This is a genomic window from Uliginosibacterium gangwonense DSM 18521 (genome assembly GCF_000373965.1).
Taxonomy (GTDB): Bacteria; Pseudomonadota; Gammaproteobacteria; order Burkholderiales; family Rhodocyclaceae; genus Uliginosibacterium; species Uliginosibacterium gangwonense.
This window is the reverse complement of the sequence record NZ_KB892867.1, coordinates 58,818-82,883: the sequence shown is the minus strand read 5'-3', so window position 1 is coordinate 82,883 and position 24,066 is coordinate 58,818. Positions and strand designations below refer to the sequence as shown.

Here is a 24,066-nt window from a genome sequence, read left to right as displayed (position 1 = left end):
CAGGCCATCATACTTTATGGCAAAGAATCGTTCCTGCATCCAATATGCAGGAACGATTCTTCGTCTAGGCAGCACGCGGGCGCAACCAACCCCACACGTTATACAGCCAACCTCTCTCTGCTCTGCTGCTTGACTCATGCGTCCGGCGAGCTGATGACAACGCATCTTGCATATACAATTCAAGCAGGACGGAAAGATCTTCGCCACAACGCGGGCAACATGGCTCCGAACACACTTGAAACGCTGAGACCCCAACGGCAGCAGTAGAGGGCGCGGCAAGCGCAATCGGGGGCTCTGCCACAGCCGGGTTCTTTGCAAGCTCAGGCACAGCCAGCGCCAAAGCGGGGGCGGATACAAAAGCAGTCCGCACATCCCCAACTACTACCGGAGTGGAGGCTGCAGACAGATTATCATTGGAATCATTCACCGGCTCTCTCACCGCTTCACGTTGCGGGACCTCCTCCACCGTGGATACCGCCACACGGCTGAGCAACTCTTCCGCACGGGCGAGGTTGATATGGGTTTTATGCGGATCGAATTCCACGACAGGCTCTGGCGCAGGGGGAGCAATTCCCTCAGGGACAAGCACAAGCGGGTTGGTTACCGTGGAAAGCGCATCAAAGGCAGCTTGCTTCACCTCAGGCGCAGGGGACGCCGCCAAGGGGGGCTGCTCTTCGACGCCCGCCTGCATGCCGATCTGTCGCAAAGCACCCAGATAGCGTTCGGCTGTGACCCGATCCAGGTTCTTCTTGAGCACGGCCCTGCGCCCACAGAACACTCTTTCGATGGCATCGCCTTCCAGCTTCAAACGCTGCGCAGCAGCCCGTTTGACTGTTGCAGGATCGAAACCTTCAACAAGCACACCTTTGAAAACGATCCGGTACTTCGTTTCCATACCCAACTCCTTCACTCTGTAAGGGCCTGATTGCGATCAGGCTCAATTGGGCACAGTGAAACTGCTCCAAAGCTGCTGCACTTTTGCAGCCAGCCTCTGAACAGCCCTTGAACGGGGCCCCGTAATTTTCTACGCTTATTCTATAGGGGAGCCTCATTCAAACAGCGTAAATGATTGTTACCGACACGCCTGCACCAAGATAGTGTTCAGCCTCGCCCCATGCGTACAACCCTGCCTTTGGGCAGATTTTTGCCTGTAAAGGGAATGGCTACACCTACATAGTGGGCGCGAGGGCGGATGAGTTGTTCCTGTATGCCCTGCTCCAGCGCATGCGCCATGCAGAAACCTGGTATGCCCCCGATTAACTTCGGCCTCACTACACAGAATTATCGCCGCCACCGCACAGATTTTCTGGATTCGTTCTTCAGCCGGTTGGTTGAATATGACATATATATTGAGAACCAAAGCTTGGACGAAGCTTTTCCCGACGCGGCTGCCGAATCACAGGCATGGCCCCCTGTTTGAGCAAGCCCGTGATCTGGACAGGCGCAGCCGCCAGCCTGAGGCCGTAACTCGTTTCGATGCCGAACATGCCACCATGCTCACTACGTGCTTCCCTGATGAGCCCCTGCGAACCCCACACCGCATCTTTGCGCTAATAGGTAGAAAGCCCTACACCCCCGCCTGATTGCCTGCACGTTTTTCCTGTTCCGGTGGGGAACAATTCGCCATAACGGCACTCCATCCATACATTGCGCGATGTACCATCTTCCCCACCTGCGGACTATTTACCTGGCCCGCGACACGAAAGCACTGCATGGAGCACAACATTTCCCTGATCACCACGCTGGTAGCCGGTTTCGGCGTGGCCCTTGTTTTTGGTTTCATTGCTGAGCGCATCAAGCTGCCCGCACTGGTCGGCTACCTGCTGGCGGGTATTGCCATTGGCCCGGCCACACCGGGCTTTGTGGCAGACATGCACATTGCATCGCAGCTATCGGAAATCGGGGTTATGCTCCTGATGTTTGGCGTGGGCCTGCACTTCTCGCCTGCCGATCTGCTCAGTGTGCGCCGCATCGCCATCCCTGGCGCAGTGGTACAGATGGGTTTGACCAGCGCCTTGGGTACCGGCCTTGGGCTGCTTTGGGGCTGGAGCCTGGGAGGAGCGCTCGTCATGGGCGTCTCGCTGGCTTGCGCCAGCACTGTTGTGCTGCTCAAAAGCCTGGAGGCTACCAAGCAGCTTGACACCATGAATGGGCGCATCGCTGTCGGCTGGCTGGTGGTGCAGGATCTGGTCACAGTACTTGTACTCGTTCTCCTGCCACCACTGGCTGGGGTGTTGGGTGGTCATGCGCCTGTCGTTGCTGTGCCCGAGCCACTCTGGGTCACCATCTGTAAAACACTGCTCCAGGTCTCCGCCTTTATCGCCCTCATGCTCATCATCGGTCGCCGCGCCCTGCCCTGGATGCTCTGGCAGGTTGCCCGCACCGGCTCGCGGGAGCTTTTCACCCTGGCGGTTATTGCCAGCGCAGTCGGCATCGCCTATGGGGCCGCTGCGCTTTTCAGCGTTTCCTTTGCGCTGGGGGCCTTCTTTGCAGGCACGGTGATGCGCGAATCGGAATTCAGCCACCGCGCCGCGCAAGAATCCCTGCCGCTACGCGATGCATTCTCTGTGCTCTTCTTCGTCTCGGTCGGCATGGTTTTCAAGCCCACCATCCTGCTTGAACATCCCCTGCACGTACTTGCCGTCGTGGCCATCGCCATTCTTGGTAACGCCATCGCCTCCCTCTCCCTGGTCATAGCGTTACGCTACCCGCTGAACACAGCCCTCTCGGTTGCCGCAGGGTTGGCACAGATCGGTGAATTCTCCATCATCCTGGCCGGGCTTGGCCTCACCTTGGGACTACTGCCCGCAGAAGGAATGAGCCTGATCGTCTCCGGCGTGCTCATCTCCATCGCCCTGAATTCCCTGCTGTTTGCTGCTATCCAACCTTTCCGCCGCTGGGTGATCCAGTACTCGGAGCTTGCCCGTCGTGTCGAGCAACGCCAAGACCCCTATGCTGAATTACCCACCAGCACCGAACGCAAATACCTCGAAGGCCAAGTCGTTCTCATCGGCTATGGCCGAGTCGGGCGCAGAGTAGCCCAGGCGCTTGAAGGTCAGCACATTCCCTATGTGGTTGCTGAAGAAAACCGTGAACTGGTCGAGGATCTGCGCAAACAAGGCATCCCCGCCGTATCAGGCAATGCTACCGACCCGGCGGTCCTCATCCAGGCCCATGTTGCCAAAGCCGCCATGCTCGTGATTACCACGCCGGACGCCCTCAATGTGAGGGCCATGGTCGAGACCGCCCGCACCCTTAACCCCGACATCGAAGTCGTGCTGCGCACCCACAGCGAAGACGAATCGCAGTTGCTGCGCAACGAAAACCTCGGCACAGTCTTTTTTGGCGAAGAAGAACTGGCCCGGGGCATGGCCAGCCACGTCCTCCAACGCTTCACACCACCAGAGCCTCAGCAAACGCACTGACGGCCACCTCACCCAGAAATCAATCAAACTGCATCAATCAACAACCCTATGATCGTCCGCAAACTCGCACACATCTGCATCCACTGCCCAGACCTGCCTGCAGCACTGGATTTCTACACCAGGGCCCTCGGTTTCAAAAAAGTCTTTAATTTCACAAAAGAAGGAAAAATAACAGGCGCATTTTTAGAAATCGCTCCGCAAACTTACATGGAACTCTTCGATCATGCCGTCGCGCCTGCCACTCAGCTTCGCCTGAACCACTTCGCCCTGGAAACAGACGACATTTACGCTGCCCAACGCCACCTGCACAGCCACGGCGTCCCCACCACCGAAATCAAGACTGGCAGTGACGGCACGCTGCAATTCTGGATCACCGACCCGGCTGACACCGCCATCGAGTTCCATCAATACACTCCCGTCAGCAGCCAATACACCGGGCAGGATGTTGAAATGGATTGGGATTGGTGATCCATGACTTATGCATGCACCAAGCAAGCATGTGCAAAATATGCTGCATAGTCACTCACGTTTTTCCTGAAGGAGAATCCAGTGTGTTTGCCTTGGCCTGTGTAACAACTCCGCTGCAGGTCAGGTAGGATTACCTCCTCATCAACATATATCAGCTTCTATCTTCATATGGCTCCACTTTGGACCTTGGCTTTCTCGTAAAGGGTCTTGCCATTCGGTAGTGTGAAGTCTGGGTCAGCGGATCAGCGCTTCCACCGCGATTACATCCGGTAGCGCACGGATAAATTAGGCGCGACACTCATCTCGGCACATCCTGATCAATCGTCATGCCTCATCAGGCAACGGACATCTGCCTTGAAGGCAATCAGACATGACTTTCAGATTTCATCCCCACCTGTATCACCTGCTCCCTACCCGCATGGGGCGAACAGTTCCTTCTGCTCCGCAATCGTCTATCTTGAAACATTGCGCGTTTGAAACAGCTGGCGGCCTCATGCAAAATTGCCAATCTATAAATATGGATTTTTTTGCAGTACACATGGACTAATTACAATAATTGATTTTTGGATTTATTTTGCAACCGCTTGCATTTCATAAATTCGACTAATAAATTGGCAATTTGCTCATCCACGTGCTTGTTTGAGCGTCTCGCAATCAGATAGGGTGCATTCCATTTTTTGGAGTTTGGCTGATCTTTACGGAGCCAAATTACCAGGAATCACGCTTCACCCTGGCTATTCCCCTGTAGCGGCTGTGGTTAAAAGTTCCTGTTTTATTTGGAATTTCCCACTTTGTGCATGATTGGGAAAGTTTTTCTTCTGGGGTTTACCCTTGAACAAACATTTGGCTTGATACGCAACAAAAGACTTGAACATGTTCAAAAAAATAACGACTATAAAGATCAATTTTATTGATTGATTTTGTTAGACTACACAACTAATGAAGGTCGTCGTATTTCAGCTTCGTATTACTGATTTCTGTCGAAGGAGTTCCCATGAATGCACCCTCAGGCCGACTCGTGGTCATGGCGCCACTCTCAGGGGTTTTAACGCCCCTGGAGTTGGTTCCCGACCCCGTATTCGCCCAGAAGATGGTGGGCGATGGTGTGTCGCTGGACCCCACCTCCACCGAGATGCTGGCCCCGGTGGCGGGCCGCGTCAGCCAACTGCATGATGCGCACCACGCACTGACTATTACCACGGCCGAAGGTGTCGAGGTGCTGGTCCACATTGGCGTGGATACCGTGTTGCTCAAGGGTGCTGGTTTCACGCCCTTGGTGCGCATGGGCGATGTGGTCACGCAAGGGCAACCGGTGATCCGCTTTGATGCGGATCTGGTGGCACTGCGCGCCCGTAGCCTGCTCACCCAGATCATCATTGCCAATGGCGAAAAGATCACCCGCCTGCAACAGGCACACGGCAAGGTCGTGGCAGGCAAAGATGTGGTACTGACACTGGATCTGGCTAACGCAGCCACCGCCCAAGGCGGTAGCGTTGGGGGTTCAAGTGTAAGTTCCGACACCGTCACGCTGCCCAACCCGGCTGGCCTGCATGCCCGCCCGGCTGCAGTGCTAGCGGCCGAGGCAAAGAAATTTGTCTCCGATGTCCGCTTGGTGCTGGGCTCGCAAGAGGCCAACGCCAAATCGGTCGTGGCAATCATGGCGCTGTCGACCAAGCAGAATGACGCTGTCAGCATCAAGGCGACTGGCGCCGATGCCGCCCAGGCTACCGTGGCACTGGCCCGCCTGCTCGCCAGCGGCTGTGGCGAAAAACCGGGTGAAGCCCCCGCTGCAGCACCCGCCCCTGCTCCCGTGGCCACAGTGAAGTTTGCCAGCAGCAACCCCAATGAACTGGCAGGGGTTTCCGCCTCCCCTGGATTGGCTGTGGGCCGCATTGCCCATTTCCGCCAGAACGTGATTGAAGTGGCCGAATTCGGTGGTTCTGCCGAGCAGGAGCGTACCCGCTTCCAGGCCGCGCTGCACGACGCCCATCAGCAGATCGACACACTCAAGGCCGAATTGGCAGCCCCCTCCAAGGCGCAGATTCTGTCTGCCCACCTTGAGCTGCTGGAAGACCCGGAACTGCTGGACGCCGCCATTGCAGGCATCAATGCAGGCAAGAGCGCTGGTTTTGCCTGGCGTGCGGCCTTCACGCAACAAGCAGCCTCGCTTGCCAGCCTGGACAACGCCTTGTTGCGCGAGCGTGCAAACGACATCCGTGACGTCGGCCAACGCGTGCTGGCGCTGCTTGCTGGCGTTACCCAGGCACAGATCAGCGTGCCGGAAAACTCCATCCTGATCGCCGAGGAACTCACCCCGTCCGACACTGCCTCGCTGGATCGCAGCAAGGTACTGGGCTTCTGCACCACCACTGGTGGCGCCACCAGCCACGTGGCCATCCTCGCCCGCTCCTTCGGGCTGCCCGCCATCTGCGGCATTGATGCTGCCGTGATGGGACTGGCAGACGGCAGCGAAGTCGTGCTTGATGGCAGCAAGGGCGTGCTGTATGCCCGCCCCAGCGCTGAAGACATTGCCAACGCCCGCACCCGCATGGCCCAACAGGCCGAGCGCCGCGCGCAGGAAATGGCCCAGTCTGGCGAACAGGCCATCACCCGCGATGGTCACCGCGTGGAAGTGGTTGCCAACGTGCGCAATGCAGCCGAAACACGTGATGGCGTCACCAAGGGTGCCGAAGGTGTTGGCCTGCTGCGCTCCGAATTCCTCTTCGATGACCGTGAAACGGCTCCCTCCGAAGATGAACAGGCCGCTGAATACATGGCCGTGGCAGAAGCGCTTGGCCCAGACCGCACCCTGGTGATCCGAACCCTGGACGTGGGTGGCGACAAGCCCCTGCCCTACCTGCCGCTGCCCAAGGAAGACAACCCCTTCCTCGGCCTGCGTGGTGTGCGCGTAAGCCTGGATCGCCCAGACATGTTCCGCACCCAGTTGCGCGCCATTTTGCGTGCTGCACCGCTGGGTAATCTGCACATCATGTTCCCGATGATTGCCGACGTGGCCGAATTCCGTGCCGCCCGCGCCATCCTTGCAGAAGAGATGGCAGCCACCGGGCATACCGCCAAGGTAGGCGTGATGATTGAAGTGCCCTCTGCTGCAGCCATGGCCGACGTACTGGCCCGTGAAGCAGATTTCTTCTCCATCGGCACCAACGACCTCACCCAATACACCCTGGCGATGGACCGTGGGCACCCTCAGCTTGCCAAGCAGGCTGACGCCCTGCACCCGGCTGTGCTCAAGATGATTGCGATGACTGTTGAAGGTGCCCACAAGCATGGCAAATGGGTAGGTGTGTGTGGTGGCATGGCCTCCGATGCAATCGCCGTACCCGTGCTCATCGGCCTGGGCGTGGATGAATTGTCGGCCTCCGTGCCGGTGATTCCCTCCATCAAGGCACAGGTCAAGCGGCTGTCATACACCGAATGTCAGGCCCTGGCAGCTGAAGTATTGCAAATGGGCACCGCCGCCGAAGTGCGCGCACGCCTGGCTGGATTCGCTGAGTAACCTCATTTTTTCTGGAGTCGTACTGTTATGTTCAACAACCTGTTTGCGTTCCTGCAAAAGATCGGCAAATCGCTGATGCTGCCGGTCGCGGTGCTACCAGTGGCCGGGCTGCTGCTGGGGATCGGCGCTGCTGATTTTTCCTGGATTCCCCACATCGTCTCTGAGCTGATGAAAAACTCAGGCGATGTCGTCTTTGGCAACATGCCACTGTTGTTCGCCATCGCCGTCGCCCTCGGGCTGACGGAAAATGACGGCGTCTCTGCAGTCGCCGCACTGGTCGGCTACACCGTCATGCTCGCCACTATGGGCGTCATGGCAGGGGTGTGGGGCATTGATCCCAAACCCATCATGGGCATCCCCTCCATGAACACCGGCGTATTCGGCGGCATTCTCTCCGGCGGCCTGGCAGCATTCATGTTCAACCGCTTCTTCCGCATCACGTTGCCCCCCTACCTGGGCTTCTTTGCTGGTAAGCGCTTCGTGCCCATCATCACGGCACTGGGCGCCATCGCGCTGGGTATTGTGCTGTCCGTCGTGTGGCCCCCGATTCAGAACCAGATCAACGTGTTCTCCCACTGGGCTGCTGTGAGTGACCCGCGTATGGCCGCCACCATCTACGGTTTCGTGGAACGTATGCTTGTGCCATTCGGTCTGCACCACATCTGGAACGCCCCGTTCTTCTATGAAATCGGCTCCTACACCGATGCAGCCGGCCACGTTGTGCACGGCGACATCCAACGCTACTTCGCAGGGGATCACACCGCCGGTATCCTGTCTGGTGCCTTCCTCTTCAAGATGTGGGGTCTGCCTGCTGCTGCCATTGCCATCTGGCATTCGGCCAAGCCTGAAAACCGTGTCGCCATTGGCGGGATGATGATCTCGGCCGCGCTGACTTCCTTCCTCACCGGGATCACCGAGCCGATCGAATTCGCCTTCCTCTTTGTAGCCCCGGTTCTCTACGGCATCCACGCCGTACTGGTCGCCAGTGCCCAATTCATCATGGCCACACTCGGCGCCCACATGGGCTTCACCTTCTCGCAAGGTGGCATCGACTTCGTGGTGTTTAACGTCATCAACCCCAACTCGCAAAAGTGGTGGCTGGTGCTCATCCTGGGCCCGATCTACTCGGTGATCTACTACACCACCTTCCGCGCTGCCATCAAGTGGCTCAACCTCAAGACCCCCGGACGTGAAGACACCCCCACCGTCGTCGTCGCCACCAGCTCTGGCAGCAGTGACAAGCACAGCAAGGCGCGTGAGCTTGTGCTCGCCTTCGGTGGCCGCAGCAACATCACCAGCCTGGACGCCTGTATCACCCGTCTGCGTGTAGCCGTTGCCAATCCCGCCAATGTCAACCAAGCCCGCCTCAAAGCACTGGGTGCAAGCGGTGTCGTCGTCGTAGGCAAGGGCATTCAGGCCATCTTTGGCCCGCTCTCCGATATCCTCAAGACTGACATTCAAGATTACCTGAAAGTCGCAGGCCCGGAAGCCGACGCTACCCCCGGCAACGCAGCCCCGCAAGCCGCACCCGCTGAAGCCGCCCCGGCCAGCAGTGGCGAAATCGAAGCCTGGGTGCGTGAAGCAGCCACCCCGCTGCTCGCCGCGCTCGGCGGCAAGGCCAACCTGCGCAAGCTCGAAGCCGTCGCCTACACCCGCTTGCGCGTCGAACTGGCCGATCCGGCCCAGTTCAATGAAGCCGCTGCCGCCAAGGCTGGCGTGAATGCCTCAATGAAGGTCGCCAACGGCACCTACCACCTCATCCTCGGTGCCGCCGCAGACCAGTTCGCAGCAGCCATGCAGTAAGCACACCTACCTCCCCCAAAAGCAGCCTTCGGGCTGCTTTTTTATTGTTCCTTTCCCGCGCAGAACTTATGCTTTAGCATCATGACTACAGCAAACTAACGGAAAGTCTGAACAAAGCGCTCACGATGAAAACCCTTCTTGTCACCTTCCTCATCCTCTTCGCCGCCTACTACGGCTGGACGCACTACGCGAGCAACGGTGTAAGCACAGCCGAACTCAGTGAAGCCCAAATCCAGACCTTGGCAGCCAGCGTAAAGCCTGAAGAGGTCATCATGTATTCCACCAACGAATGCTCGTATTGCGCCCAAGCCAAGGGTTGGCTACAGCAATATGGTTTCGCTTTTACCGAATGCAATATGAGCGTAGATCAGCGCTGCGAAGCGGAATTCAAGGCATATGGCGCCGATGGAACACCATTCTTGGTAATCCGCCGGGGTGGCAAAGAATATCAAATGAAAAATGGGTTTGACTCTGACGAGTTTTTAAGCGCCTTAAAAGGGTAATGCGAATCCAGATAAGGCACTTACGGAAGAACCATACATATGCATATTGAAAAAGCCACAGCAAAAGATACTTGTTGCGGCTATTAAATTTGAGCTAATTACCAAGTAAGATTTTAAAAACCTTCGCAGAGAAGCGCCTCACATTGCGTACCGCAACGGTTTAATCCTCCTCAATCGGGATGTCTTTCTCATGCAGGTAGTCAACAAACTCCTGGTCGACATCAAAGGCCACGGTATTACCAATTTGGGGATGTGCTACCCACTTCAGAATCGTGTCGGCGATGGCTTCAGGCTCTCGTTGCAAGGTACGCAACCACTCACGTTGCGCATCCATCACCACACTTTTCAACTCGACATCAAATTGAATGACTGTCATGACACACCTCCTTGCCAAACCTGTGCGCAGCAGACAAACAGGCACCACGCAGATCTCCTGATTTCATTGTAGTCAAGAGAATGGTGTGCACATAGCTGCAACAAACCTTTCAGGCAAAGGTATCCAACACACCGCCTGCGCTGCCGGGCAGGGCATTACGACTCGTTTGCGCGGCCTGCTGCTGGGTGCTGCCCTGCGCTTGCCGGGCTGATTGAGCAGCCTTGGCCTGCTGATCCTGCTTTTCTTTTCTCATGGCTTCCGCGATTTGCTGCTGTACCTGCTTGATGGCTTCCTGCAGGATTTTCACCATTTTGTCCTTTTGGGCAGCATCCATATCCGAGGCCATCGTCTCCTGAAGTTGCTTGGTAAGTTCCCGCAGGCGACGCTGCAGCATATCCAACGTACTGCCCTTGCCCGCCCCCGTGTCATCAGCTTGCTTGGCTGTGGCTGTGCGTGTGACGGCAATCGTGTTGGCAGTGGCAGTAACCGGCATGACAACCCCCATGTAGGTTTAGAAACTTGATGTACCCCATTTCGGCATATTTGTAAAAATCTTTATAGCCGATGTGAAACAATGTAACCTGGTTATTTGGCAACACAGAACTCCAGATAAGCGAAGACGCCAAAAGCGACTTTGAGACTCATTACGCTATATACACTCCTGCACTGCTCGCCATGGATCGGGAACAACTGATCACATGGCTCAAGGAAACGCTTCAGGAACATGAATACATTACCATCCTTGGTATTTGACACGACAGTGCGGCAAAGGCGGCATTTAGGAATGCTGGTCGCAGTCATTTGCATCTGGCATGCACAGGATGTACTCGCCGCAGATGCATGCAATAAGCTGCTTCCAATTCCTCTCCAGACCAGCTTGGCGAAATTCTTCCCTGCCTTTCACCTGCCGATTGCAGACAATAAGTTGAACGGGCGTACCTGCCCCGATATCGCCCATGGGGATTTCAATGGCGATGGCAGGCAAGATTTTCTACTCAACTTGAAAACGCGTCGTGGCGATGACGCCCTGGTGGTCATTGCACTGACGCATGGCAAAGGCTGGCAGTTCAAAACGTTAGGCGAGTTTCCGGGGGAACACGCTCGACTCTATGTGCAGACAGGCAAACCGGGTATCTATCGAAGGACAAAGGCACTGGATAGCCCTTTACAATCCGGCGAAATGCGCACAATGAAATGCCCCTACCCCGCTGCAATCTTTGGAACGCCAGAATCCTCGGGAGTTGCGTATTGCCATATCCATCAAAATTGGAAACATGTCTGGATATCCGATTAGTGTGGGCCAAAAGCACGCTATGCCACGGCTAAAACCGAGCTTTCTCACATCCCAATCTAGACCCCCTCTACACAGCCCCCACAGCGAGGGGAAACACACACACCCGAGTTCATGCCGAAACATCATCAGAACTTGTAATCACGGTTGCCAAAGCGCGATTGATGCTCGTCCTGCAATCGCATCAACAGCGACATTACTTCCAGGCTGAATCCAGCACGGGCGGTGTAATGGTGATTCTTGTCCATCGCCCGTTCATCAAAGAGGATCGAGGCCATGTATTGGTCATAGCTCTGCGATCCCCAAGTTGCTGCAATGTTTTCAGCAATACGGGGGTGCCGCTCGGCCAATTCCTTCAGCATTTCATTGATCACAGGATCAATCCGGTTGGCTTTGGGGACTTCAGAATGATAACCGTTACGCTTTGTGCCATCAGGATAAGCGATAGTAGTCGTGAATTCTTCAACGGGCTGATCAAGCCCAGGATCTTTACGCCTGCCAAACAAAGTCTGAATAAATCCAAGCATGGCTGTACTCTTGCTCTAATAAAGAGGTTGGCATACGCACCGCGCACCTCTTGACGGATGGCTGGACACGCATACATCGATATAGACCACTTTATTATCAGAACAAAAGCAGAAAATCTGTGATCTTCTTCACATATGGGCATACATTGCAGATGTACATCACCCCACACTAGGTAATACGCCGCAGCCAAAAGGGCATATGACATATGCGCCACAAGCCACGCAAAGCAGTTATTTCAGGATATGGCATGATGTTTTGCAACCCATGAGCTTCGCACAACATCATCTTATCATTTGAATGAAAACGTTTTCATAGCAGATGTGTTTTCAAGGGCAAACCAACACCACCTCTACACGGAGGTGACGCTAATTCCCACAGAGAAACACCAAATTCCAATCAGATATCCCGAAAAATGCCGTTAAGACAGGATAAATTCCGTACATTCCGATTTTTTGTCGCCTATCCAGCCATAGTGTTCATGGCTCACAAGGCAGCAGCAGGATATTTCTCCCCGCAAGCACTTCAACTGCTCCGCGTTGTGCAAACATTGCTGCATCAGGTCCTACCGGTTTGAGCGATATCAAGCACGTCTGGAAACGGCAACCGCCTCATCCCCACCGTCTGCCCTTTGGCGGATGACGACTACACAGCATCCGGGCGCTGTGGCATGCTTATCCCAACTCTAAAACCTATCAGTCGAGGCACTAGATGAACCAACGTGATCGGATGCTTGCAGCCCTGCCTTACAAGGCTTGGCTGGACGGCTTGAGCGAAGAGCGCATGCGTGCCAAGGAGATCCTCTTCGATCACAACAACTGCCGTCCCAGCCAGGTGGAAGAACGCCAACGCCTGCTGCGTTTGCTGCTTGGCAAAATCGGGCAGAACTTCAATATCGAACAGCCTTTCCGCTGCGACTATGGCTACAACATCGAAATCGGTGAAAACTTCTACGCCAACTACGGCTGCTTGATTCTGGATGTAGCCAAGGTCACGATTGGCAACAACGTGCAATTTGCACCGAATGTTTCGATCCTCACGGCGGGGCACCCATTGCATCCGCAATCCCGCAATTCTGGTTATGAGTACGGCATTCCAATTCAGATCGGCCACAACGTCTGGCTTGGTGCCAATGTCATTGTCAATCCAGGCGTCAGTATCGGCGAGAACACGGTAATAGGCGCTGGCAGCGTAGTCACCAAAGCTATGCCTGCCAACGTGGTCGCAGCAGGCAATCCCTGCCGAGTGTTACGCTCCATTACAGACGAAGACCGAAAATACTACTATAAAGACCGTATATTTGATGTTGAAGACTATTGAACTGTACCCTGGTTCCGAAAGGCCCATCATGAGCAAACTTCACACTGCCCTCCCCGCACTGGCGCTGGCCTGTGCGATGTTGCTTGCCTCACAGAGCGCAAGTGCCGAAATCTACAAGTACAAAGATAAAAACGGTGTCATCCATTATTCGGACAAGCCACCGGAAAATCAAAGCGGCACACAGCAGATCAATTTCTCCAGTACCCAATTGCCACCCAGCGACAACGATCCAAAGAAAAACACTGGTACCAGCGAACTGGCCAAGCAGGCTGACGAGCGCTTGGCGCGCGAGAAAAAAGAACGCAGCGCTGGCAACACACAGAAGCAAGAAGCCGAAGACAAGTGCAAAGCCGCACAAAAGAAATATCAGGAAACCGTAGACGGTTCCTACAGCAACCACGCCGCCCGTGCTGCGGCGGTGGATGCGGCCGACCAGGAGAAACGCAAGGCTTGCAGCAACTAGGTAGGCAGACGCTCCACGCGGAGCGTCTGTACCCTTCACACAGCCCACAACGCTGTTGGCATCAGCCCTGCAACAAAGCTTCGAGCTGGGTTTCTTTCTCTGAGTACGGCGCACGTAGCCGCAGGTTGGACTCGCCCCCCTCGCTTTGCACCACCACCGCACGTGCATGGCTGAAGCGGCGGAAACCATGAATACCGTGATACGCACCGATGCCTGATGGGCCTACGCCACCGAAAGGCACCGTTTCCACTGATGCATGCGTCATCACATCATTTACAACCAACGCCCCTGAAACAGTGTGATCAGCAAAATTCCGTTGACGTTGCGCATCCGTGCCAAAATAGTACGCCGCCAGCGGACGTGGATGGGCATTGATATAGTCAATCGCCTCCGCCGGGTTTTGATAGGCCACCAATGGCAGGATGGGGCCAAAGATTTCTTCCTGCATCACGCGCATATCATCGCGTACACCCAACACCAGCACCGGCGCAAGCTTGCGCGTGGCGGGGTCCACTTCTGCCTCACCTGCGGGAGCAAGGCTCACCACCGTCGCGCCCTTGGTGCGGGCGTCCTCCAGCAGGGCTTGCAGGCGCGCAAAATGGCGTTCATTGATGATGCTGGTATAGTCCGGATTTGCTTGCAGCTTGGGGAAGGCCTCGCTCATGAATAGCCGCGCCTGTGCCACAAAGGCATCCTGCTGCGCAGCAGGTAACAACACATAATCGGGAGAAATGCAGATCTGTCCGGCATTGAATGTCTTCACCGTCAGGGTACGGGCGGCGGCGATAGCAATATCCGCATCTGCATCGATCATGACAGGTGATTTTCCACCCAACTCCAAGGTCACAGGTACGAGATTTTCTGCCGCCGCCCGCATTACATGCCGCCCCACTGCGGTACTGCCGGTAAACACCAGATGATCAAACGCCTGGGCACTAAACGCCGCGCCTACCGCCGCATCACCCAACACAGCGCCCACTTCCATCGGGTCAAAGTAACGTGCAATCAATTGACCAAGCAATTCTGCTGTGCGAGGAGTCAATTCCGAAGGCTTGATAAGCGCACGATTGCCCGCCGCCAATACTCCCGCCAAGGGGCTGAAAGCCAGATTGAGCGGAAAATTCCACGGACTGATAATTCCGACCACACCCAATGGCTGATATTCCACGCGGGCCTGCATCCCTGGCGCAGGTGGTGCCTGCACTTCAGGCTGCATCCACGCATCCAGATTCGCTTGTGCGTAGCGGATTGACTTCAGCGGCGTAGCAATATCCGCTGCCAAGGTCTGATATCCGGCACGATGACCAAAATCCGCATCCACCGCAGCCACCAGTGCGGTACGGTTCTCCAGCAGCAGGCGGGCCGCCCGCTCCAGGCGATCACGCCGCAAAGCTGCATCCGCCGGGCCAGCCGCCAAATGCGCCTGCTTCATCGAAGCCACAATCAAGGGGAGTTGGGAAAGGGGGTCTAGAGCACTCATCGTCTAATCCTTTGTTTTTGTTGCCAATAAGAGCATAAACCCGAATGGTTTGCCCTCTGCATGGGAAACAGTATCTCAAATATTAGACCGGTCGTCTAGCAACAAATCACGAGCAGTGATGGTTCTTCTCCACCAGCATGCAGCCCTATCCCCGATACGCCAACACTACATGCTCGACCCCGTTGAACATAAAGCAGGCAACCTCGCGCATATCCATTTTCTGATGCGCGCGTAGTGAAGCGGGGTTGTCGCCACGCACGAACAGAAGACCTTCCCGCCCTGGCAATTGACGGCGCAGTTCATCAAACATGGCCTGCGCAACGCCCTGCCCACGCAAGGCTTCGTCCACACAGATTGGGCCATAGATGTAAGCATCTACTGCGCCAGGATATGCCTTCAACATCGCTTCAAGAATCGGAACACTGCCACCGGCTTTGCGCAAGGTGGTAAGCAGAAAGCCCACCACCTGATCACCGCGCCGCGCCACGATCTGCGGCAATTCGCCCATAGCCGCCATGATCTGTTCTCTTGATCTACATGCCGATAAACGCCCGCCATTGTCAGCATGGTTGATCTGTTGCAACAACCGTATGCCATCCAGATCATCCATACCTGCCCGCCCAATTTCTATATCAACATGCATTTTTTCAACCTTTTTCACCATAACTTGATCCGGCTAACACGTACCCCCATTCCGAATCTGCAAACCAATACTGCGGGTACACAGCATAGGCTTGAAATAATCATATCAAACAGGGCACATCATGTTACATGGGAAATGCAGGCATGAAAGCAAGGATTATTACAACAGAAAAGCCCTCACAAAATCACCACGGTCTATTGCACCCTCCGCCAATCGGATTCCGGCAAACCAGAGCGAAAGTGTAGAATAGTCGTTTTGCCACATCAAACTAGTTGGCCTAGCCGATGGGCAGCCATCGCTCAACATACCATGGACAACCCCTCTCGCTCAGAACGCTCACGCAAGGCGATCCTCCAGGCAGCGCTGGCCATCATCGCCCGCGACGGTCCGCGTCAGCTTACCTTCGATGCGATTGCACGCGAAAGCGGCATCAGCAAAGGCGGAGTGATGCATCAATTCCCCACCAAGATGGCTGTGCTCAAGGGGCTGCTGGACTACCAGATCGAGTATTTTGAGGATTTCTCGCGCCAGTATCGGGCAAGCCTGGAGCCAACACAGGCACAAGCCAGCTTGGCCACACAAATCGCCACCATGAGGGAAACGGTGATCAATCCGCACTCCGTCGCATACGCCATTATGGCTGCGTTGGCGGAAGACCCCACGCTGATGTCCATTGTGCGTAGCTCCAGTGCCGAGAAAATTCAAGCAATCAAAGCAGAGACTACAGACCCCGATCTAGCCTTGCTACGCTGGTCTGCCGCCATGGGGCTTGCCCTGAGTACCATGTTCGGCATGAGTCCATTAGACAACCAGGATTGCGAACGCCTGTTTAAGCGACTGCATGATGACAGCCAATGGCCTCCTGCCTCCACGCACTAAACAGCTGAATCCTGCCGCCTGCTAAAAGTAATACGGCGCACCCGTAGCGGTGCGCTGCCCTGTTTCCACGCGCCTCCCCCTGCCCCCGCCAATCCCTTACACGTTCGTGTAAATCTAGATTAACAAACAAACCGTCCAGACGGTTTACTTTAAAAGCAAGCTCCGATATAGTGGCTCGCACATGAGTTGCACCCCCTGCCCTATCACCACCCCATCCAACAACCTTCTACGTGGAGAGTCTTATGAAACCAACAATCAAGCTCCGGCAACTGTCCGTCATCATTCTTCTGGCATCCCTGGTGGGATGCGCAAGCGTACAGCCCACCGCCTATTCGGAGCTTTCTTCAAGCGCCCAGATGGCCCCCAACCCCAACGGCACCTCAGATCGCAAGCCCTATCGCTACACCACCCAGTTTGATCATCAGAAGTACAAAAGCATCATCATTGACCCTGTTACAATCTACCATGGAGCAGACCACCAATTTGCCGACATGGATGAAGTGGACAAAATCGAACTCGCCCAATACATGCAAAGCACTTTCGCAGACACACTGGGCAAACGCTTCGAACTCGTCCGCACCCCCAGACCAGACACATTACGCCTCAAACTGGTTTTAACGGGTGCAGACACCAGTACGCCCGTACTCAGCACACTGCTGCACTTTGACATTGGTGGAGGCCTTTATAACGTTGTGCAATCCGTGCGAGGCAGAGAACCGCTGCTGACGGGCTCCGTCATGTATGCCGTGGAGCTTTACGATGCGTCCAACAACCAACTCCTGAACGCTTACCTCACCAAGCAGTACCCTCGCGCCATGAATATCACAGCCAGCTTTGGTTCCCTGCACGCAGCAAGAACCGGTATTGAGAAGGGCGCAAACGCACTACTTGAAGAAATCAAGTAAGCGCAGGCACATACAAACGGCATGAACAAATTGTGCATGCCGTTCTGCTTTTTGTACACCACCCAATGCCTGAATGGAAGCCAACCCATGGGCTGGCTTCCACCTCAGTCATCCATTTACGGCATTAACAACTGGATTCAGGTACTGGCCTGGCAAATACATCTTCCACACTCAACGCTTAAATCCAGCCCCGCGCGATCATATCCCGCTCAACCTCCGCTTCTGCAATCAAGCCCATGGCATCGAGTTTTTCGGCAACGGTTTTAAGGTATTCGCTGGCAACTGCTTGCCCGGCATGGAGTTCTTGCTTGAAGGCACGGATACCAGGGCCAAGACCAGCGGTTTTGAGAATGGCGTCCCGCATGGCGCGTTGGGAGTGCATCCCCGTTGGCATGTGCCGGGCGACATAGGGGCCAAGGTAGGCAGCCAGAGCCTGCATCACATCACGCGGGAGTACCCCTGTGCGGAACCAGACAACCGCCTGCTGCACTTCGGTGAGGCGCTCAACCACACCAATAATGAAGGTGGCTTCGCCGTGTCGCTCCATTTGCGATAGGCCGACATTAGCGGCCCGCCCAGCGCCCATCAAACGCGAAAGGCTGGGGGTGATGTAGCCATCCCGCGTAGCAGTGGCTATTGCCCAGGCTAGGGCTTGCCGCACACCGCCAGGGAAACGGACTTTTTCAACCACGTTGCTGCGTGCCATAGAGCTGTTCCCCTATCTGTTTGATGAATTCGCGTTGCATCCAGTCCAAGCGGATGTCTTCGGGTGAAACGACGAGGATGCCGTGCCGTTGCCAGCCTTGCCGTTTGGTGTCTTCCGGGTCTTCTTTGCTGGTCTGCATGCGGGCCAGCGGAGTAGGTTGATATGCCATTGCGTTTCTCCGTTTTCTTATTTATGTCATCAGACTTCCGAACTCCGGTTTGGTGGAATGAATGGACGGGATCTCAGCTCCCACCTTCCTGCACGACGGCCTTACGTGCCTCAAGCTCACGGCGAAGCACGACAGATAGCTCTGGCCAGATCAACGCCCAGTCGGTACGTAACTCCTGACGCGTCACAACGCCGCCAGTGGCCTGCTCAATCTCCACACAACGCTCGATGGGAATGGGCCTTACCCCCTTGAGCCACTGGCTCACCGCCCCTTGGGTCACCCCCAGACGCCGAGCCAACTTGCCTTGCGTCCAGCCATGGCTGGAAAGATAGGATTGTAGTTTCATAGGTATTATTTGTGCGTTTCTATGAGACAAATAATATCATTAGTATTTAATTAGTTCAACACAAAATGCTTGCGCTCAAATAGCAGCTCTAATAAACTAAAAACACTATGAAAAAACGTACCCTCACCGACGAAGACCTAGCTGCGGCCAAGAGGCTGCGTGCAATCTGGGACGAAAAGAAGTCCGCCCTCGGGCTGACGCAAGAGAAGGCCGCCGGCATCCTGGGTTTCAGCACTCAGGGCGCGGTGAGCCACTTCCTCAATGGCGTCATCCCCCTCAATACCGACGCTACCCTACGCTTTGCCGCCATGCTCATGGTCTCTCCCACCGAGATCCGGCCAGCGTTGCAGGGCCTGTTGGGGGTGCCGGAAGGCGGCAACCTCTCGCACGAGGCACGCTCCGTCAAAATGGTGGATGACGATGACCCGGTTGAAGAGGACGAAGTCGTCGTCCCCACCCTGGAGCTCAAACTCTCCGCTGGCACCGGGCGCCTACAATGGGAGATCGAACCTAACGGCAAGCAGAACCGCTACCGCAGGGAATGGATACAGCGCCGTCACCTGAGTGCCGAACACCTGGTCACCATGAAAGTCGATGGCGATTCCATGCTTCCTGGTTTGCCTGATGGCTGCTCGGTAACGCTGGACACCACCATGACCCACATCCGTAGCGGCAAACGTCACGCCATCGACTACATGGGCGAATTCTTCATCAAGCGCCTGTTCCGCCAGCCTGATGGTTCGGTGACGGTACGTAGCGACAACCCGGACAAAACCCGCCACCCTGACTGGAGCATCCCCTTGGAGCATATGGATGCACTTCGCGTACTCGGCGCCATCGTTCACTTCCAGGCCGATACCGACGACTGACGCCTCTCTCCCATCCGCCCATGCCAAACGGCGGGCGGATGGCCTCTCCCCCTCAGCACCTCACCCAAGGCGTATGCAGACGCCGTAAAGCCACCGTCATTCCACAAGCCGAGAGAAGGCAAAGCAATTCTCGCAGCCACCACGTCCCCCCAGCGGCAGACTCAAAGTAAGTTCCACTTTCCTATTGCATAAGTGGATTCAGGCAGCATTCAAATACTTTTTTGATTTCCACGCGCTTGGTATAAGTCAATTTTATAAACATACCGATTATCGGTAGTAAGAATACTCTGATTGACTTTAATATCGTTAACAAGTTATATAGTTTCATCAATCTATTAATCGTTTAGCAGGGAGCGAAACGACTTTGGCCAGAAACGCTGATCACCAGACTGTTCCGCAGCAATTTTTGCAACGGCAATCCACCCGATGCGGTATGCGGCACAGCACTGAAAGCATGGGCGGCGCTGCCATGGCAGTTTGAGTTTTGCAGTATGACACCCACCGATATGACGGAGCATCTGAAGAAAAAGGGGAAAGCATGATGCCTTACAGATTACCAATGCGGTTACGCACCCAGACTCAGTTTTTGTCGCTCGTCGCGGCCCTGATGCTGGCTGGCTGCGGCGGCGGTTCTACCAACAGCAGCTCAACCGTCAGTAGCTCGGCCGCCACTGACACCTCCATCACCAACAGTACGCTTGCAGCGAGCAGCACCACGCCAACGTATTCGGTCTTGGCTTGGAACGATCTTGGCATGCACTGCATGGATGGAAAAGACTACTCGGTCATGTCTATCCTGCCCCCGTACAACAACCTGCACGCACAGGTCATCAACACCTCAACCGGTAAGCAGGTCAATTCAGGAATCTCCCTGACCTATGAGGCTCTGGCAGACCCTTCGGGCTCGATCAATACGGTATCTTCCACCAAGACCAATTTCTGGCAGTATGTCAGCAGCCTGTACGGAGCGGCTCCAAAGGCTGATCACGGCCTGAATCTAAACGATGCGAGCATCAGCAACCCGGTTCCCGGCAAAACGCCGGCTGCAATGACCTACAATGCCACGCAGAAGTGGTTTGCTGCCGAAGGCATCCCCTTGACGCCCTATGACGATAGTCTGAACAAGAATTACTATCCCATGGTCAAAGTCGTCGCCAAAGATAGCGCAGGAAAAGTGCTGGCCAGCACGCAGACAGTATTGCCTGTCTCCGACGAAATGAGTTGTAAGAGCTGCCATGCCAGCAATTCCAACGCTTCGGCACGGCCCCCTGTTCGCGGCTGGGCCAACTATACAGCCGACGTAGAGAAGGATTGGAAAAAGAACATCCTGCGCCTGCATGATGACAAGCATGCCAACGATGCCGTCTATCAGGCGGCACTGGCCAAGCTCAGCCCCTCCGGCTCTGGTGCCAATGGCCTTGCCGCACGGGCAGAAGCTGGCACACCCGCACTCTGTGCATCCTGCCACGGCTCCAATGCGTTGAATTCCCCTGGATTTACGGTAACGGTCGGCGGAAAATCCGTCACCATCTCCGCCATGACCGCCGCCATGCATCGTCTGCATAGCACGGTGACCGACCCGGTAAGCAAACTGAAACTCGATGCAATCGGCAACCGCAGCGCATGCTATTCATGCCATCCGGGTTCAGAAACCAAGTGTTTGCGTGGTGCCATGAGCAATACCACCGGGCTGGACTGCCAAAGCTGCCATGGCAATATGGCCGCAGTGGGCCAATCCACCCGCACAGGCTGGTTACAGGAGCCTAATTGCCAAGCCTGCCACCACGACGGAAAACGCGAAACCACAGCCGTGACTAATCTGGCAACCGGCGAACTACGCTCGGTAACCGACACCCGCTTTGCCACAACGGCCAACACCCCCCAGGCAGGCTTCTCGCTTTTCCGCTTCAGTACCGGACACGGCAACCTGCAATGTGAAGCCTGCCACGGCCCCACACATGCCGAGTATAGTGCCGACAATAACACTTGGAGCAGCTCGCATGACAATGACAATCTGCAATCCAAGCAACTCCAGGGGCATGCCGGGGTGATCATCGAATGCACGGTATGCCATGCCACCGTCCCCATGACCCCCAATGGAGGCCCGCACGGCATGCACACGGTAGGCCAGTCATGGGTCAGCGGCCACGGGGATCGCGTCAAGAACTCAACGGCAAGCTGCACGGCCTGTCACGGTGCCGATTACCGTGGCAGTGCGCTGTCGGAAACCAAAACCAGCCGCAGCTTCAAGATTGAGAACAAGACTATCAACCTCGCAGCAGGTACTGCCATCGGCTGTTATACCTGTCACAATGGCCCCAAGCCGTAACGCCTGAACTTTGGATGCCATGATCTCGCCCAGGCAGATCGATCTGTCTGGGCGAGATCGAAGCCCTAAGTGACAAGCTTCATTCCCAGTTGGTCGTGTTCTTGGCTTTCACTTCACGCACAATCCTCAATGCGCGTTCCGCAATCGGCTTGGGAAGCTTTGCCCAGTTGCGTCATATTCCAAATGATATCCGCCATCCTAGTTTCCGGCGGGATAGTAAGCCGTCCCCATCGATACCGCACAATGCAATAAGGCGCACTATTGCCCACCCCGGACGCGATAGGCGCGGATTTTAGGGAGCAGAATCGCTGATCTGGCAAGGCTTTGCGGCGACCAGTATTGCTCGCGCTCATAGTATTCTGGCACCGTGGGCACATCCGTAGGCAATTGCAACCATGCCTGTTTGCTGGAGGTGAAAATATGTATATCAGGTGGAAACAATCCAGGTTGATCCAGCGTACCCACGCGTACAAATTTCACCAACGGCCCCGACCCGGCATAATAGCTCCACACTGCAATACGACAATGAGGACAACGCGCAATGCCCTGTCCCTTGCCACTGGCCGAAGGGGTGTGCACCACTTCTGGCTCACACCCCAGATTGGTGACATATTCAGATTCAATCATTGCATTCAGGGCAAAGGCAGCTCCGCTCTCACGCTGACACCATGTGCAATGGCAGCAATGCACAACAAGCGGCGCGGCCTCAATACGGTAGCGCACCGCCCCGCAATCACAACCACCTTCAACGGGAAAAGATTGGGATGGAAGCATGGGCAAGACCTTTCATGAGACTGAGATCCCACTGTGGCACCAATCAGCAGCCCGCCACAGCATCACATAAAATTCCAATGGTATTTCAACAGCATGGCGCCCCGGCTATGCCTGGATATATCGCACCAGGCCGGGTTTTTACGGCACATTTCCGGGCAACAGTCCGATTGCTCGCTGAAGACACCCATATCCGCGCGTCTGTCACCAAATGTTGGGTCACTATACTCCAACTCGCTATCTGACCACTTCTCCAATTCATTGTGCCCACCCCTGGTATGACAAAGCCGGTGTGCATTGTCCCCCTCCCCACCTTTGCGCTAGGATAGAAAGCACTACGTGACCCAGCACTTGTCACACACAACAAACACAAGCGGTCCCCTAATGCACAACCCCCTCTCCCTACGTCACTTCCTGCTCGCCCTGGCCGTGGTATTCGTCTGGGGCACCAATTTTGTCGTCATCAAGGTCGCACTCATCCACTTGCCGCCCATCCTGCTTGCTGCACTGCGCTTCACCCTGGTACTGCTACCCGCCATGTTTTTCCTGCCACGCCCGGCAGTCCCCTGGCACAACCTGGCACGCTACGGCATCTTCATCGGCGTGGGCCAGTTTGGCTTGCTGTATCTGGCCATGAATGGCCACATCTCGCCGGGTATCGCCTCCCTGGTCATCCAGACCCAGGTTTTTTTCACCATCGGGCTTTCCATGTGGCTTGGCGGAGAACGCCCACGTCCTTACCAATGGCTCTCGCTACTATGCGCCAGCAGTGGCATCGCCCTGATTTTCACCCACGTCAGCGGTGCCATCACCGGGCTGGGGCTTGCCTTGGTACTACTGGCCGCACTCTCCTGGGCCGGGGGCAATATCACCGCACGCGCCTGCCCCTCCGCACAGATGCTCGCCTACGTGGTATGGTCCAGCGCCTGGGCCATTCCCCCACTCTTCGCCCTGTCTTTCATCATGGAAGGTTGGCACGCAGATTTGGCAGGCATGCAGCAAGCAACGTGGCAGAGCTGGCTCGCCGTCGTCTGGCAGGCCTGGGGCAACTCACTATTCGGCTACGTCGCCTGGGGCTGGCTGCTTGCAAAACACCCGGCCACTACCGTGGTCCCCATGGCACTGCTTGTGCCCGTATTCGGCATGGGCGCCTCCGCCTTACTATTGGGTGAGTCCTTCCCCGCCTGGAAACTCATCGCGGCTTTCTGCGTCATGGCCGGGCTTGCTGGCAATATCCTCTGGCCCCATCTTATCGTTTGGGCAAAAACACGATATTAG

General features: G+C 55.7%; 24 protein-coding genes. 13 read left to right on the top strand and 11 right to left on the bottom strand.

The features are described 5' to 3' along the window. Positions 1-64 precede the first annotated feature (64 nt). Positions 65-895: a hypothetical protein gene (locus tag B145_RS27860; protein ID WP_018610227.1), complete on the bottom strand. Its 831-nt coding sequence runs from the start codon at positions 893-895 to the stop codon at positions 65-67. A 206-nt stretch (positions 896-1,101) separates the two neighbouring features. Next, the gene (locus B145_RS29550; protein WP_281167677.1) at positions 1,102-1,233 is read right to left on the bottom strand and encodes a hypothetical protein; all 132 of its coding nucleotides are present in this window, start codon (positions 1,231-1,233) and stop codon (positions 1,102-1,104) included. Positions 1,234-1,712: 479 nt separating this feature from the next. Here B145_RS29550 and B145_RS0121810 point away from each other — a divergent pair, with 479 nt between their 5' ends. The 5 genes from B145_RS0121810 (at position 1,713) to B145_RS0121790 (ending at position 9,716) form a co-directional block, all read left to right on the top strand. Next, positions 1,713-3,425 carry a cation:proton antiporter gene (locus B145_RS0121810; protein ID WP_018610224.1) on the top strand — a complete coding sequence of 571 codons (1,713 nt, stop codon included), beginning with the start codon at positions 1,713-1,715 and terminating at the stop codon, positions 3,423-3,425. Between the two features lie 48 nt (positions 3,426-3,473). Beyond that, positions 3,474-3,893 carry a VOC family protein gene (locus tag B145_RS0121805; RefSeq protein WP_018610221.1) on the top strand — a complete coding sequence of 140 codons (420 nt, stop codon included), beginning with the start codon at positions 3,474-3,476 and terminating at the stop codon, positions 3,891-3,893. A gap of 994 nt (positions 3,894-4,887) precedes the next feature. Next, complete coding sequence (ptsP, locus tag B145_RS0121800) at positions 4,888-7,410, top strand: phosphoenolpyruvate--protein phosphotransferase (protein WP_018610218.1); 2,523 nt, start codon at positions 4,888-4,890, stop codon at positions 7,408-7,410. A gap of 27 nt (positions 7,411-7,437) precedes the next feature. Then, on the top strand, positions 7,438-9,213 hold the full coding sequence (ptsG, locus tag B145_RS0121795) for a PTS glucose transporter subunit IIBC (RefSeq protein ID WP_018610217.1): 1,776 nt from the start codon (positions 7,438-7,440) through the stop codon (positions 9,211-9,213). A 125-nt stretch (positions 9,214-9,338) separates the two neighbouring features. Then, positions 9,339-9,716, top strand: a complete 378-nt coding sequence (locus B145_RS0121790; RefSeq protein ID WP_018610215.1) for a glutaredoxin family protein — start codon at positions 9,339-9,341, stop codon at positions 9,714-9,716. Positions 9,717-9,876: 160 nt separating this feature from the next. Here the strand turns inward: B145_RS0121790 and B145_RS0121785 are convergent, their stop codons facing one another. Both B145_RS0121785 and B145_RS0121780 read right to left on the bottom strand, forming a co-directional pair. Beyond that, positions 9,877-10,092, bottom strand: coding sequence for a hypothetical protein (locus tag B145_RS0121785; RefSeq protein WP_018610214.1), 216 nt, complete (start codon positions 10,090-10,092; stop codon positions 9,877-9,879). Positions 10,093-10,201: 109 nt separating this feature from the next. After that, complete coding sequence (locus B145_RS0121780) at positions 10,202-10,585, bottom strand: FlxA-like family protein (RefSeq protein ID WP_157288581.1); 384 nt, start codon at positions 10,583-10,585, stop codon at positions 10,202-10,204. 231 nt (positions 10,586-10,816) lie between these two features. Between B145_RS0121780 and B145_RS0121770 the strand changes: the two genes are divergently transcribed. Beyond that, positions 10,817-11,386, top strand: a complete 570-nt coding sequence (locus tag B145_RS0121770; RefSeq protein WP_157288580.1) for a hypothetical protein — start codon at positions 10,817-10,819, stop codon at positions 11,384-11,386. 125 nt (positions 11,387-11,511) lie between these two features. Here B145_RS0121770 and B145_RS0121765 read toward each other — a convergent pair whose 3' ends face one another. Continuing rightward, a complete protein-coding gene (locus tag B145_RS0121765) occupies positions 11,512-11,910 on the bottom strand; it encodes a hypothetical protein (protein WP_018610210.1) in 399 nt (132 codons plus the stop codon). A gap of 709 nt (positions 11,911-12,619) precedes the next feature. Here B145_RS0121765 and B145_RS0121760 point away from each other — a divergent pair. After that, complete coding sequence (locus B145_RS0121760; protein ID WP_018610209.1) at positions 12,620-13,228, top strand: sugar O-acetyltransferase; 609 nt, start codon at positions 12,620-12,622, stop codon at positions 13,226-13,228. A 28-nt stretch (positions 13,229-13,256) separates the two neighbouring features. Further along, positions 13,257-13,691 carry a DUF4124 domain-containing protein gene (locus tag B145_RS27855; protein WP_018610208.1) on the top strand — a complete coding sequence of 145 codons (435 nt, stop codon included), beginning with the start codon at positions 13,257-13,259 and terminating at the stop codon, positions 13,689-13,691. A gap of 61 nt (positions 13,692-13,752) precedes the next feature. On the opposite strand, the gene B145_RS0121750 is transcribed toward B145_RS27855, so the two are convergent. Together B145_RS0121750 and B145_RS26635 are read right to left on the bottom strand one after the other, a co-directional pair. Next, on the bottom strand, positions 13,753-15,171 hold the full coding sequence (locus B145_RS0121750; protein WP_018610207.1) for a coniferyl aldehyde dehydrogenase: 1,419 nt from the start codon (positions 15,169-15,171) through the stop codon (positions 13,753-13,755). Positions 15,172-15,316: 145 nt separating this feature from the next. Beyond that, positions 15,317-15,814, bottom strand: coding sequence for a GNAT family N-acetyltransferase (locus tag B145_RS26635; RefSeq protein WP_157288579.1), 498 nt, complete (start codon positions 15,812-15,814; stop codon positions 15,317-15,319). 309 nt (positions 15,815-16,123) lie between these two features. Here B145_RS26635 and B145_RS27050 point away from each other — a divergent pair, with 309 nt between their 5' ends. Further along, positions 16,124-16,693 carry a TetR/AcrR family transcriptional regulator gene (locus B145_RS27050; protein WP_018610205.1) on the top strand — a complete coding sequence of 190 codons (570 nt, stop codon included), beginning with the start codon at positions 16,124-16,126 and terminating at the stop codon, positions 16,691-16,693. 242 nt (positions 16,694-16,935) lie between these two features. After that, positions 16,936-17,598: a DUF3313 domain-containing protein gene (locus B145_RS0121735; protein ID WP_018610204.1), complete on the top strand. Its 663-nt coding sequence runs from the start codon at positions 16,936-16,938 to the stop codon at positions 17,596-17,598. Positions 17,599-17,776: 178 nt separating this feature from the next. On the opposite strand, the gene B145_RS0121730 is transcribed toward B145_RS0121735, so the two are convergent. The 3 genes from B145_RS0121730 to B145_RS26630 form a co-directional block, all read right to left on the bottom strand. Further along, a complete protein-coding gene (locus B145_RS0121730) occupies positions 17,777-18,304 on the bottom strand; it encodes a hypothetical protein (protein ID WP_018610203.1) in 528 nt (175 codons plus the stop codon). Then, the gene (locus B145_RS0121725; RefSeq protein ID WP_018610202.1) at positions 18,282-18,473 is read right to left on the bottom strand and encodes a hypothetical protein; all 192 of its coding nucleotides are present in this window, start codon (positions 18,471-18,473) and stop codon (positions 18,282-18,284) included. Before B145_RS0121725 ends, B145_RS0121730 begins: the two co-directional genes overlap by 23 nt. A 73-nt stretch (positions 18,474-18,546) precedes the next feature. Further along, positions 18,547-18,819: a transcriptional regulator gene (locus tag B145_RS26630; RefSeq protein WP_018610201.1), complete on the bottom strand. Its 273-nt coding sequence runs from the start codon at positions 18,817-18,819 to the stop codon at positions 18,547-18,549. Positions 18,820-18,926: 107 nt separating this feature from the next. Here B145_RS26630 and B145_RS27850 point away from each other — a divergent pair, with 107 nt between their 5' ends. Together B145_RS27850 and B145_RS0121705 are read left to right on the top strand one after the other, a co-directional pair. Then, entirely contained in the window at positions 18,927-19,688 is a 762-nt protein-coding gene (locus B145_RS27850; protein WP_018610200.1) for a LexA family transcriptional regulator, read from the top strand. A 559-nt stretch (positions 19,689-20,247) separates the two neighbouring features. Next, positions 20,248-22,017: a cytochrome c3 family protein gene (locus B145_RS0121705; protein WP_033407903.1), complete on the top strand. Its 1,770-nt coding sequence runs from the start codon at positions 20,248-20,250 to the stop codon at positions 22,015-22,017. 258 nt (positions 22,018-22,275) lie between these two features. Here the strand turns inward: B145_RS0121705 and B145_RS0121700 are convergent, their stop codons facing one another. Next, entirely contained in the window at positions 22,276-22,791 is a 516-nt protein-coding gene (locus B145_RS0121700) for a GFA family protein (RefSeq protein ID WP_018610197.1), read from the bottom strand. A 381-nt stretch (positions 22,792-23,172) separates the two neighbouring features. Between B145_RS0121700 and B145_RS0121695 the strand changes: the two genes are divergently transcribed. After that, entirely contained in the window at positions 23,173-24,066 is an 894-nt protein-coding gene (locus B145_RS0121695; protein WP_018610196.1) for an EamA family transporter, read from the top strand.

What these genes read in the sequence shown, in the direction of transcription:
- ptsP (WP_018610218.1), top strand. Translation starts at nt 4,888, where the DNA reads ATGAATGCACCCTCAGGCCGACTCGTGGTCATGGCGCCACTCTCAGGG.
- B145_RS29550 (WP_281167677.1), bottom strand. Translation starts at nt 1,233, where the DNA reads ATGGCGCATGCGCTGGAGCAGGGCATACAGGAACAACTCATCCGCCCT.
- B145_RS0121730 (WP_018610203.1), bottom strand. Translation starts at nt 18,304, where the DNA reads ATGGCACGCAGCAACGTGGTTGAAAAAGTCCGTTTCCCTGGCGGTGTG.
- B145_RS0121760 (WP_018610209.1), top strand. Translation starts at nt 12,620, where the DNA reads ATGAACCAACGTGATCGGATGCTTGCAGCCCTGCCTTACAAGGCTTGG.
- B145_RS0121770 (WP_157288580.1), top strand. Translation starts at nt 10,817, where the DNA reads ATGAATACATTACCATCCTTGGTATTTGACACGACAGTGCGGCAAAGG.
- B145_RS0121735 (WP_018610204.1), top strand. Translation starts at nt 16,936, where the DNA reads ATGAAACCAACAATCAAGCTCCGGCAACTGTCCGTCATCATTCTTCTG.
- B145_RS26630 (WP_018610201.1), bottom strand. Translation starts at nt 18,819, where the DNA reads ATGAAACTACAATCCTATCTTTCCAGCCATGGCTGGACGCAAGGCAAG.
- B145_RS0121705 (WP_033407903.1), top strand. Translation starts at nt 20,248, where the DNA reads ATGCGGTTACGCACCCAGACTCAGTTTTTGTCGCTCGTCGCGGCCCTG.
- B145_RS0121810 (WP_018610224.1), top strand. Translation starts at nt 1,713, where the DNA reads ATGGAGCACAACATTTCCCTGATCACCACGCTGGTAGCCGGTTTCGGC.
- B145_RS0121790 (WP_018610215.1), top strand. Translation starts at nt 9,339, where the DNA reads ATGAAAACCCTTCTTGTCACCTTCCTCATCCTCTTCGCCGCCTACTAC.
- B145_RS0121765 (WP_018610210.1), bottom strand. Translation starts at nt 11,910, where the DNA reads ATGCTTGGATTTATTCAGACTTTGTTTGGCAGGCGTAAAGATCCTGGG.
- B145_RS27860 (WP_018610227.1), bottom strand. Translation starts at nt 895, where the DNA reads ATGGAAACGAAGTACCGGATCGTTTTCAAAGGTGTGCTTGTTGAAGGT.
- B145_RS0121750 (WP_018610207.1), bottom strand. Translation starts at nt 15,171, where the DNA reads ATGAGTGCTCTAGACCCCCTTTCCCAACTCCCCTTGATTGTGGCTTCG.
- B145_RS27850 (WP_018610200.1), top strand. Translation starts at nt 18,927, where the DNA reads ATGAAAAAACGTACCCTCACCGACGAAGACCTAGCTGCGGCCAAGAGG.
- B145_RS27855 (WP_018610208.1), top strand. Translation starts at nt 13,257, where the DNA reads ATGAGCAAACTTCACACTGCCCTCCCCGCACTGGCGCTGGCCTGTGCG.
- B145_RS0121695 (WP_018610196.1), top strand. Translation starts at nt 23,173, where the DNA reads ATGCACAACCCCCTCTCCCTACGTCACTTCCTGCTCGCCCTGGCCGTG.
- B145_RS0121725 (WP_018610202.1), bottom strand. Translation starts at nt 18,473, where the DNA reads ATGGCATATCAACCTACTCCGCTGGCCCGCATGCAGACCAGCAAAGAA.
- B145_RS0121805 (WP_018610221.1), top strand. Translation starts at nt 3,474, where the DNA reads ATGATCGTCCGCAAACTCGCACACATCTGCATCCACTGCCCAGACCTG.
- B145_RS0121780 (WP_157288581.1), bottom strand. Translation starts at nt 10,585, where the DNA reads ATGCCGGTTACTGCCACTGCCAACACGATTGCCGTCACACGCACAGCC.
- B145_RS0121785 (WP_018610214.1), bottom strand. Translation starts at nt 10,092, where the DNA reads ATGACAGTCATTCAATTTGATGTCGAGTTGAAAAGTGTGGTGATGGAT.
- ptsG (WP_018610217.1), top strand. Translation starts at nt 7,438, where the DNA reads ATGTTCAACAACCTGTTTGCGTTCCTGCAAAAGATCGGCAAATCGCTG.
- B145_RS27050 (WP_018610205.1), top strand. Translation starts at nt 16,124, where the DNA reads ATGGACAACCCCTCTCGCTCAGAACGCTCACGCAAGGCGATCCTCCAG.
- B145_RS26635 (WP_157288579.1), bottom strand. Translation starts at nt 15,814, where the DNA reads ATGCATGTTGATATAGAAATTGGGCGGGCAGGTATGGATGATCTGGAT.
- B145_RS0121700 (WP_018610197.1), bottom strand. Translation starts at nt 22,791, where the DNA reads ATGCTTCCATCCCAATCTTTTCCCGTTGAAGGTGGTTGTGATTGCGGG.